Origin of the sequence: Staphylococcus sp. HMSC070D05 (assembly GCF_001815595.1) — a bacterium.
In the GTDB taxonomy this organism is placed as follows: Bacteria; Bacillota; Bacilli; order Staphylococcales; family Staphylococcaceae; genus Staphylococcus; species Staphylococcus hominis.
Window position 1 is genome coordinate 1 of sequence record NZ_KV821111.1, and the last position, 10348, is coordinate 10348.

General features: G+C 29.4%; 11 protein-coding genes. 5 read left to right on the plus strand and 6 right to left on the minus strand.

Features of this window, described 5'->3' with window-relative positions; all coding sequences use genetic code 11:
* Positions 1 to 344: 344 nt before the first annotated feature.
* The 4 genes from HMPREF3046_RS04760 to hemE all read right to left on the minus strand — a co-directional run bounded on the left by HMPREF3046_RS04760 (position 345) and on the right by hemE (position 4428).
* On the minus strand, positions 345 to 905 hold the full coding sequence (locus tag HMPREF3046_RS04760) for an RBBP9/YdeN family alpha/beta hydrolase (protein ID WP_070716950.1): 561 nt from the start codon (positions 903 to 905) through the stop codon (positions 345 to 347).
* A 103-nt stretch (positions 906 to 1008) separates the two neighbouring features.
* Entirely contained in the window at positions 1009 to 2403 is a 1395-nt protein-coding gene (hemY, locus tag HMPREF3046_RS04765) for a protoporphyrinogen oxidase (RefSeq protein ID WP_070716951.1), read from the minus strand.
* Positions 2404 to 2420: 17 nt separating this feature from the next.
* Entirely contained in the window at positions 2421 to 3344 is a 924-nt protein-coding gene (gene hemH, locus HMPREF3046_RS04770; protein ID WP_070716953.1) for a ferrochelatase, read from the minus strand.
* 46 nt (positions 3345 to 3390) lie between these two features.
* On the minus strand, positions 3391 to 4428 hold the full coding sequence (gene hemE / locus HMPREF3046_RS04775) for a uroporphyrinogen decarboxylase (protein ID WP_070716954.1): 1038 nt from the start codon (positions 4426 to 4428) through the stop codon (positions 3391 to 3393).
* Positions 4429 to 4675: 247 nt separating this feature from the next.
* Here hemE and HMPREF3046_RS04780 point away from each other — a divergent pair, with 247 nt between their 5' ends.
* Positions 4676 to 5176 carry a signal transduction protein TRAP gene (locus HMPREF3046_RS04780; protein WP_070716956.1) on the plus strand — a complete coding sequence of 167 codons (501 nt, stop codon included), beginning with the start codon at positions 4676 to 4678 and terminating at the stop codon, positions 5174 to 5176.
* A 55-nt stretch (positions 5177 to 5231) separates the two neighbouring features.
* Here the strand turns inward: HMPREF3046_RS04780 and HMPREF3046_RS04785 are convergent, their stop codons facing one another.
* The gene (locus HMPREF3046_RS04785; RefSeq protein WP_070716959.1) at positions 5232 to 6455 is read right to left on the minus strand and encodes an ABC transporter permease EcsB; all 1224 of its coding nucleotides are present in this window, start codon (positions 6453 to 6455) and stop codon (positions 5232 to 5234) included.
* The gene (locus HMPREF3046_RS04790) at positions 6452 to 7189 is read right to left on the minus strand and encodes an ABC transporter ATP-binding protein EcsA (protein ID WP_070716961.1); all 738 of its coding nucleotides are present in this window, start codon (positions 7187 to 7189) and stop codon (positions 6452 to 6454) included. Before HMPREF3046_RS04790 ends, HMPREF3046_RS04785 begins: the two co-directional genes overlap by 4 nt.
* A 134-nt stretch (positions 7190 to 7323) precedes the next feature.
* On the opposite strand from HMPREF3046_RS04790, the gene HMPREF3046_RS04795 reads away from it, so the two are divergent.
* The 4 genes from HMPREF3046_RS04795 (at position 7324) to HMPREF3046_RS04810 (ending at position 10226) form a co-directional block, all read left to right on the plus strand.
* Complete coding sequence (locus tag HMPREF3046_RS04795; RefSeq protein WP_070716964.1) at positions 7324 to 7749, plus strand: HIT family protein; 426 nt, start codon at positions 7324 to 7326, stop codon at positions 7747 to 7749.
* A 152-nt stretch (positions 7750 to 7901) separates the two neighbouring features.
* Positions 7902 to 8285: a YtxH domain-containing protein gene (locus HMPREF3046_RS04800; protein WP_070716967.1), complete on the plus strand. Its 384-nt coding sequence runs from the start codon at positions 7902 to 7904 to the stop codon at positions 8283 to 8285.
* Positions 8286 to 8485: 200 nt separating this feature from the next.
* Positions 8486 to 9043 (plus strand): DUF3267 domain-containing protein, encoded by a 558-nt coding sequence (locus HMPREF3046_RS04805; protein ID WP_070716970.1) that lies wholly within the window; start codon positions 8486 to 8488, stop codon positions 9041 to 9043.
* A gap of 223 nt (positions 9044 to 9266) precedes the next feature.
* Positions 9267 to 10226 (plus strand): peptidylprolyl isomerase PrsA, encoded by a 960-nt coding sequence (locus HMPREF3046_RS04810; RefSeq protein WP_070716972.1) that lies wholly within the window; start codon positions 9267 to 9269, stop codon positions 10224 to 10226.
* The last annotated feature ends 122 nt before the right edge of the window (positions 10227 to 10348 follow it).

The window sequence follows — 10348 nt, forward strand, 5'->3', positions numbered from 1 at the left end:
CCCGACGAGCTACCGAACTGCTCCATCCCGCGCTAATATTATTTAGTACTTCAAATGAGTACTTAATTAATATATCATTTAAGTCACTGTAATGTCAACACTTTTTTAAAATAAATTTTACAATACTTTAATTATAAATTTAAATAATTATGAGATGATTATTTTTTAGTAGTGCTTTTTTCAATACTTTATTAGTATATATATTAATATCCATATAGTCAATAAAAATCATAAATTAATTTGTGTAAAAAAACGCTAAACTTAAAAAATTTATTTTATGGGATAATTTGGTTATAAAATCTCATAATTATTTATTACTGTTTGATACTTTTCCGCTCTGAACGTTATTGTGTCATATATTTTTGCATTTTTGCTTGTAATTCACTGAAAGAAACAAAGCCTTCTTCTTCTAAGAAGTGCCCTCCTTCTTCAACAATTCGAATTGATCCTCCTAAAGCTTGCAACAACTTTTCAGTTTCCTTATAAGATACATGTTCATCATCTTTTGAAGCAAGGCCGTGAAAGTGTTTAACCTTTTTCTTAATCTCATCATAATCAATGGTAATATGATCTAAATTAACAGATTCATCAATGTCTTGCGCATCTTCTTTAAATCCAGCAATACTAAAAAAGCCTTCTATTGAACGTTTTAAATCTGCTTGTTCAATAAATTTCAAGGCAGCGATTGAACCATAGCCATGGGTTACAACATACGTATCAGGATGATTGATTTTAATTTGTTGTTTCATAGCCTTTATCCACGTATCTAATTTTTTGTTATCCTCTTTATCTAAATTAAACAATTGTACATTATATCCTTCAAGCGCTAGGTTATGTTTTAACCATTGATACCAATGATTATGTGCATTTCCTATTTGTGAGTGAACAATAATTACATCTGTCATTTCTTATTCTCCTTTTCTCCTTAATAATGACTATTTATTTTAAAATAAAGCACTTTAAAGAGAAAATATAACCTCTAAAAAGTGCTTATTTATTATGCTTTATTTATAATTCGTCTATTAATTCTTTAACAGCATTTTTACCCTGTTGAATACAATCAGGTAAGCCTACCGCTTCAAACGGTGCACCGGTAATGCGTAACCCGTTATATTGACGTTTTACATGGTTTTGTATATTGCGAATTTGAGTCATATGACCAATATGATACTGTGGCATACTTTTTGGTAATCGATTTACTATCGTAAAATCTGGATCACCTTTAAACGTCATCATTTTACTTAAATCTCGACGTGCGATATTTACAATTTCTTCATCAGTATGGTCGTCTACAACCGTATCGCCAGGTTTTCCTACATACGCACGTAATAATACTTTACCTTTTGGTGTTGTAAATGGCCACTTTTTAGTCGTCCAAGTACATGCAGTAATATCTGTATGACTAGTTCTCGCAATGACAAATCCAGTACCATTATAGGTATTTTCGATATTTTTTTCATCAAATGCAAATACAACCGTTGCAACTGTAGTAGAATCCATAGTATTAAAGTATTTAAATGCTGAATCATGATTAAACCATTTCATAAACGTTTGATGCGGTGTCGTAACAAGTAAACCGTCAAACGTGTCTCGACTATTATGTGTAACAATCTCATATTTATCATTATGAATATGAATATCTTCTACTGGTATATTGTATTTGATGTGTCCACCTTTTTGTTCAACATCTTTAGCAAGTGCTTCAATAAATGAACTTAATCCATGTCTAAATTGTTTAAATTGTCCTTTCGGTACACTAGGATCAAGCTGACGTTTTCTAGTACGTTCGCGTTTTTCATGTTTCATTCCTTTAATTAGACTGCCATATGATTCTTCTTTATATTTGAAATCAGGGAATGTACTCATTAAACTTAATTGATCAATATCTGTTCCATAAATCCCTCCCATAAGAGGTTCAATTAAATTTTCGAGCATTTCATTTCCTAAACGTTTTCTAAAAAAATCACCAACTGAAATATCATTTTCTATTTTAATAGGCGGAATAACTAAATCTAATCCTGCTCTTAACTTGCCTAAAGGAGAAATTAAACGCGTTTTTAAGAAAGGTTTAATATCTGTTGGAATCCCCATAATTGATCCTCCTGGAATAGGATACAATTGGTTTTTAGCAAAAATGTATGATTGTCCTGTTTGATTCGTAATTAAATCATCTTCAAGACCTATATCTTTTGCTAAATCTGTCATGATCGTTTTTCGACCTAAGTAGGATTCTGGACCAAGTTCAATCGTATAACCCTCGCGTCGATAAGTTTGAATTTTACCTCCAGGTCTTGAAGTTGCTTCAAAAATAGTTACATCTATGTCTTCATTATAATGTTTAAAATAATATGCACTGGCTAGACCTGTAATGCCAGCACCTATAATTGCAACTTTTTTACTCACAACATGTCCCTTCCTTTTTAAAAAACTGTTTTAATTTCGTCGACAATCGCACCTATAAATAACGGATTTGTATTAGGCATTTCTGGTCGATAGTAATTAGCACCAATGTTATCGCAAACAACTTTACACTCATAATCATTATCGTAAAGTACTTCAAGATGTTCACAAACAAATCCAACGGGTGTATAAATAAAGTTTTTATAATGATGTTCTTTGTATAATTCTCTTGTTAAATCTTGTACATCAGGTCCTAGCCAAGGCGTACCTGTATTACCCTCTGACTGCCACCCTTGCGCCACATGTTTAATATTTGTAGAAGCTTCTAAACGATCCATAGTATCTTTAATTTCATTAGGATAAGGATCATTATTACGTTCTATTAATCCTTTAGGTAAACTGTGCGCAGACACGATTAAAATTGTTTCATCATGTTCTTCTTCCGGAATTTTAGCTAATGTTTCATTTACTTTATTTGTCCAGTATTCAATAAATTTAGGTTGTTGATAATAACGTTCAACATGGTGTAGTTGTATACCATATTTATCCGCTTCTTCTTTAGCACGTTTATTATATGAACCTACTGAAAAACTTGAATAATGGGGTGCTAATACGACTGTAACTGCCTCTGTAATACCATCATTATGCATTTTTTTAACTGCTTCTTCAATATAAGGAGAAATATGTTTCAATCCTAAATATAATTTAAATTCTACATCATCATATGTTTTATTAAGTGCATCTATAAGTGCTTCAGCTTGACGATCTGTGGTACCTGCAAGTGGAGAAAGTCCACCTATGAATTCATAACGATTTTTTAAATCTTGAAGTTCTTCTTCAGTTGGTCTTTTACCATGTCTTATATCTGTGTAATATGGTTCAATGTCACTTTCCTTATATGGCGTACCATATGCCATTACTAATAAACCTACTGTTTTAGTCATTCTTAACACCTTCCCTTTTTTTCAAAAAATTTTTATGATTCTAATTTTATTTTTGCGTATAGTCATGAACCAGTTGTGTTACTTTTTTAAGTGTATCTGGTTGAACTTCTGGGAAAACGCCATGACCTAAGTTAAATATATGTTGACCTCTTTGCATTCCTTCATCAAGTATTGCTTTAACTCTTTGTTCTAATACATCCCATGGTGCTAGTAACAATGAAGGATCTAAGTTACCTTGTAATGTTTTATTTACACCTAATTGATCTGCTTGCAAAATAGATGTCCGCCAGTCTAAACCTAGAACATCTATTGGTAAATCATTCCATTCATTAATAAGATGACTAGCCCCTACACCAAATAATATAACAGGAATATTATGTTGTTCTTTAATTCCACAGACCAACCGATCCATAAATGGTTTTATATAATATTGATAATCTTGTACATTAAGTGCACCTACCCATGAATCAAAAATTTGAATCAATTCTGCACCTGCTTCAACTTGAGCAGTTACATATTTAATTGAAACGTCTACAAGATGATTCATTAAAGCAAACCAAGTCTCTTCATCGCCATACATCATTGCCTTAGTAAATGTGTAGTTTTTAGACGGCCCGCCTTCAATCATATAAGATGCTAATGTAAAGGGAGCACCCGTAAATCCAATTAAAGGTACATTTAATTTTTCTTCAGTTAGAATTTTAATTGTTTCTAGCACATAAGGCACGTCTCTTTTGGGATCGATTTGAGTTAATTTTTCCACATCTTTCACAGATTTAATGGGATTGTGGATTACAGGTCCTATACCAGATTGAATTTCAACATCTACTCCGATAGGTTTAAGTGGTGTCATAATATCTTTATATAACACAGCTGCATCAGTATTGTAATTATCAACAGGTAGATGTGTTACATATGCACAAAGTTCTGGTTGATGTGTAATATCAAAAAGTGAATACTTTTCTTTTAATTTGCGATATTCTGGTTGCGATCTGCCAGCTTGGCGCATAAACCACACAGGTGTGTGTGAGGTTGATTCCCCTTTAATTGTTTGTAAAATTGTATTATTTTTTTTATGCACCATTTTGTCCTCCTAAATTAAAATCATTCTTATTCATAATATCACAACATAAAAGATTTCGCGTTTCTTAAATATTAAATGTCATAAAAATGACAAAGCACTTCTATCTATTCTTTCATTTTAAATTTGTAATTATAAGTGAGTTTATTTAAATAAATTATTCACAATTTATTTTCTTATTTTAATTATTTATAATAGCTAGTCTTATCATTTAATCGTATAATATACATAAATAAAGGAGGTATGGCTTATGAAAATATATACAACTTATGGAACTTATAACTATTTAAATCAAATTCGTTTAAATCATTCTGAGAATCATCTGTTTATTTATTCAACTAATGATTCTTCAGTCATTATTGAAGAATCCGAAGATAAATCTATACTTAAACATCCTACTACTTATGAAGTTATTAATGAAATAAATGAACTTAATAATCAACATTTCTATTCAGCTATCTTCATTCCAAGTTCAGATGATCATGTCAATCAACTAGAAAAACGTCTTTCAAATTTGAATTTAGATTTTAGTCAATTTGCTGGTTTTAAAAGTTATCGTTTCTTAAGACCTGAAGAAGGTACTACTTATAAAATTTACTTTGGCTTCGCTAATCGTCAAACATACGAAGATTTTAAATCATCTGATATGTTTAATGATTATTTTTCTAAAGAAGCATTAAGACATTATTTTGGCTCAAGCAGTCAACATTCAAGTTATTTTGAAAGATATTTATATCCTATTAACGATTAACATAAAAAGAGGACGCTTAAGTATGTGTTTAATACATCTTAAGTTCCCTCTTTTTTTAATCTCTTAATAAAGTTTCCTGATATTGCAATTTTTTAATCGTACTTCTAATCGTCAACCATCCTACAATAAAGAATATAATTGCAAAAAAGAAGTATTTCATATAAAAGATGATAAAAATGATCGCGAAAATAATACCTATTATAATCATAAGGCGATATAAGAATTTTTCATATCCTTTGATTACTTCACTATCTGATACAGGCCAAACCTGAGGCCATAGTCCATACGCTTGCTGCGTATAAAACTGAGACATTTGCAATAAAATAATATACATAAATAAACTACCAATAATAATAGAAACAAGTGGATGAGACAGCCAAATCATAAGTACAAGTGCAATGACAACAAGTCGAAGAATAATATTTAATGCATCTTTCCCTCTTACAAAACTTCTCACAAATAAATAAAGATACATATTGTGCGAATTAAAACGGCGTCCTTTGGGTGTGGGTAAAAGAAAATCTAAATATTTGCGTCTTGCTGCATTTTCTTTTAAATGCTTAACATCCGTAAACATATTTACAAATTTATAATAATTTGTATGATGTCTTTCTTCTACTGAAATCAACTGTTCCCATGGAAATAACGCATGACTCTTAAGTTTAGGTATAAAATACGCCATACCAAAGAAAATGATTGTTAATAAAATGGCGAAATATAATTGATTCCCTAAAACTAGATAATACGTTATAAAATTAAGTGAAAATATTAAGACATTTAATACCCATTGAGACAATCTCGCACGATACCATTGCCATTTTAAGCGTAATCCTAGAATAGGATGAATAAGCGCTAATACACTCATCACGATATAAGATACAACTAATTGTTGATTAAGCTTATAAAATAATGGAAACAATACAATTAATAACACTATTTGCAATATTATACGATTAAAATAACTATATCTTAGTCCTAATTTTATATAATCTTCCATATTCTTCTCAAAAGGAAGCAAAAATAACTTGTCAGCATCTTTTAAAAATGTTCGAAATGGAAAGATTGAAGTTAAAGCCATTACAATACTTGCTAAGAATGCATAATCTATATTTTTAGGAATATGTTGTAACCATTGACCATAACCTAATATAAAGGCTCCTAATAAAATAACTAAGAATACCGTAAAATGACCATTAAAAATAAATTTATTATAATAATGTTTTTCTTTCTTTATTGCATCATAACGTTGTTTAAATAATGCTATAGCTTCATTATTCATGTCGCTTGACCACCTTGCGTAACATGGATATAGATATCATCAAGAGTTTGATCTTTAAGACCCGTTTGTTCTCGTAGTTCCTTTAGATTTCCAAAAGCAACCACTTTTCCTTTATCTAAAATAATGAATCGATCACAATATCTTTCAGCAGTTGCAAGAATATGGGTACTCATTAGTACTGTACGGCCTTCGTTTTTCTTTTCAACCATCAAATCAAGCATAGATTGTATACCTAATGGATCCAAACCAAGAAATGGTTCGTCAATAATATAAAGTTCAGGATTGACAATAAATGCGCATATAATCATTACTTTTTGTTTCATTCCTTTTGAAAAATGGCTAGGAAAAACATTAAGTTCATTTTCAAGTCTAAATGTTTTTAGTAGAGGACGCGCACGTTTCATTGCTTCTTCCTCACTTATTTGATAAGCCATAGCAGTCATGGCTATATGTTCTTCTAATGTTAATTCTTCATAAATGACTGGTGATTCGGGAATATATGATAGTTTACGACGGTAGATTTCAATATCATCATTAATATTGGTATCTGAAATTGAAAGTGTTCCTTCCATTGGCGTTAATAATCCAAGCATATGCTTAATGGTAGTACTTTTTCCAGCGCCATTGAGACCAATTAATCCTACTATCTCACCTTTTTTTAATTCAAAATTTATATTTTCAATAACAGGACGTTTACCATATCCTCCTGTTAAATGTTCAACTTTAACTGTCATAAGGCACCTCCATGAGTTATATTGTACCAAAATCATTATATAACTACTAAAGTTTGCTATAACTCATTAGCGAATTTTTAAAATAACAATGTTATAATAATGAAGAAAAATAGGTTAAAGGAGTGCATTTAATTATGTCAGAAACTGTTTTTGGTAAAATTCTAACAGGTGAAATTCCAAGCTATAAGGTTTATGAGAACGATTATGTTTATGCATTTTTAGATATTTCTCAAGTTACTAAAGGACACACACTTTTAATTCCGAAGAAAGCTTCTTCTAATATTTTTGAAGTTGATGAAGAAACAATGAAACACATTGGAGCTGCTATTCCACAAGTAGCAAATGCTATTAAAAAAGCATTTCAACCTGATGGATTAAACATTATTCAAAATAATGGTGAATATGCTGATCAGTCAGTATTTCATTTGCACTTCCATTTCTTACCTCGATATAAAAATGACATCGATGGTTTTGGTTATCAATGGGAAACTCATGAAAATGAAATTAGCGATGAACAGAAAAAAGATATTGCTGAACAAATTAAAGCTCAATTTGAATAATTCTGCATATTGAATATCATTTACGGGTAATATAAAATGAAATCAATATGTCGATGTAATCATGATAGTAAGTAGCTTAAGTCAATCGTTACTTACTTCATAAGATGATATTATTTATTCTATAAACGACATAATAGTAAGGAGAATAAAAAATGAAAGTTACACGTGTATTATTTGGCATCGGTGTGGGACTTGCTTCTGGTATTGCTGTATCATGGATGAACCGTGATCAACAAAGATATAATGCTAATATCTCTGGACAAAAAGTTCCTACTGGTGCTCGCTCAGAATTAGAACGAGAAATCGAAACAATTAAACGTAGTTTTTATAATATTATTGACTATAGTAAACAAGTGAAAAATGACAGTGTACAACAAGGTAGCGATATTGCTAGCGAATTTAAGTCTTTAATTGGAGATTTTAAATCTGATATTAATCCTAATATTGAAAAATTAAAATCTCATATTGAAAACCTTCAAAATCGCGGCGAAGAAATTAGTAATACATTTTCAGAAGATAAGAATAATAACAAATAGAACTCTAACATTGAGTTCTATTTGGCTATGAAAAAATTTATATTAATAGATTTCGTTATAACTTTTTTATAAATATACAATCTGTAATATAAAAACATTGCTCTATATTACAATAGCTATTAAAAATTGTCTTGACGATAACTCAAGTTAGTTAGATAATACCTATCGTATATTAAACGACCTATTTCTGAGGTGGAGTTATGTTTTTATGTAAACGTCACATAGATATTCATGCGCGATTTGGTGTTCCAAGAATTGCTTTTTTGAGTATTGTCACAACTATTATTGCGTTTTTAGTTAGTTATGAGATTATGTATTATTTTGTAAAAACGCCTTTATCAGATAAATACTTTTTATTTCTAATATTATTTATCATTCTTATGTACCCTATTCACAAAACAATACATTTATTCTTCTTTTTACCTTATATTCATGCATTTAGATGGCACAAGTTGAATAAAAAAAAATGGCTTCCTTATTTTAATACGTATGTGAATACGCCTGTCCGCAAGTTTTATTTTTGCATTAATCTTATTTTGCCATTTTTAATAATTACAAGCATTTTAATTTTCCTAACTTATCATTTTCCAAGTTATGGACACTATTTTATGTTCTTACTTGCCTTAAATCTTGGTTTATCAGTTATGGATTTTTTATATTTAAAAATTATTCTTTTTTCAAAAGAAGGACAATTTGTTGAAGAACACCAAACAGGTATTAATTTACTGACAAAAGTACCATTCCATTCAAATATCTAATATATAAAGAATGGTAATTATAAACGTATTCAATCAAAATTAAGATACAGTCTACTGATTATTTTGAATATATTAAAAAGTCTATGATATTGAATGATATCATAGACTTTTTTTAATTATTTTTCATCTAATACTTTAGTTGTAAATCATCTTTTATTAATTGGTGGAATAATTATATTATGTTATAGTAACTTTGTTAACACACAAAAAGGAGCTATCAACTATGAAAATTATGAATAAACTCATTGTCCCTGTTACAGCAGGTGTTTTATTACTTGGAGGATGTAGTTCTCATTCTACAGATTCTAAAGATAATACATTAATTTCTTCAAAAGCTGGTAATGTAACCGTTAAAGATGTTATGGATAAAATTGGTAAAGACCAAATTGCTAGCACATCATTTAGTATTGAATTAAATAAAATATTAGCTGATAAATATAAAGATAAATTAGATACTAAGCGTATTGATGATGATATTAAAAAAGAAGAAAAGCAATATGGTGGTAAAGATCAATTTGAAAGTATGCTAAAACAACAAGGTATGACCCTTAATGATTACAAAGAACAGAAAAAATTATCTGCTTACCAAAAACAATTACTTAATGACAAAATCAAAGTTTCTGACAAAGAAATAAAAGATGACACTAAGAAAGCATCACACATTTTAATTAAAGTTAAATCTGATAGTGATAAAGAAGGTTTATCAGATAAAAAAGCAAAAGCAAAAGCTGAAAAAATTCAAAAAGAAGTTGAAAAAAATCCAAATAAATTTGATGAAATTGCCAAAAAAGAATCAATGGATGCTGCTTCATCTAAAAAAGGTGGATCATTAGGTTATGTTATTAAAGGACAAATGGTCGATAAATTTGATAAAGCTTTATTTAAACTAAAAGAAGGTCAAATTTCAGACATTGTTAAAACAGAATACGGCTATCACATCATCAAAGCTGATAAAGAAGATGACTTTAATAAACAAAAATCTCAATTAAAAACAAAAATTATTGAACAAAAAGTTCAAAAAAATCCAAAATTATTGACTAATGCTTATAAAGACTTATTGAAAGAATACAACGTAGATTATAAAGATAGTGATATTAAAAAATCTGTAGAAGATACTATACTTAATCCAGAAAAATTAAAAGAACAACAAAGTAATTCATCTTCAGCAGGTTTATCTTCATAATTTTCATAAATTAAAAATGCCTGAGACATTATGAGTTGTCTCAGGCATTTTTAATTTATTAGCAGGCAATGATTGAATTGAAGATACGCTTGTATCAAACTTTTTTCAATACTAGTGAATTC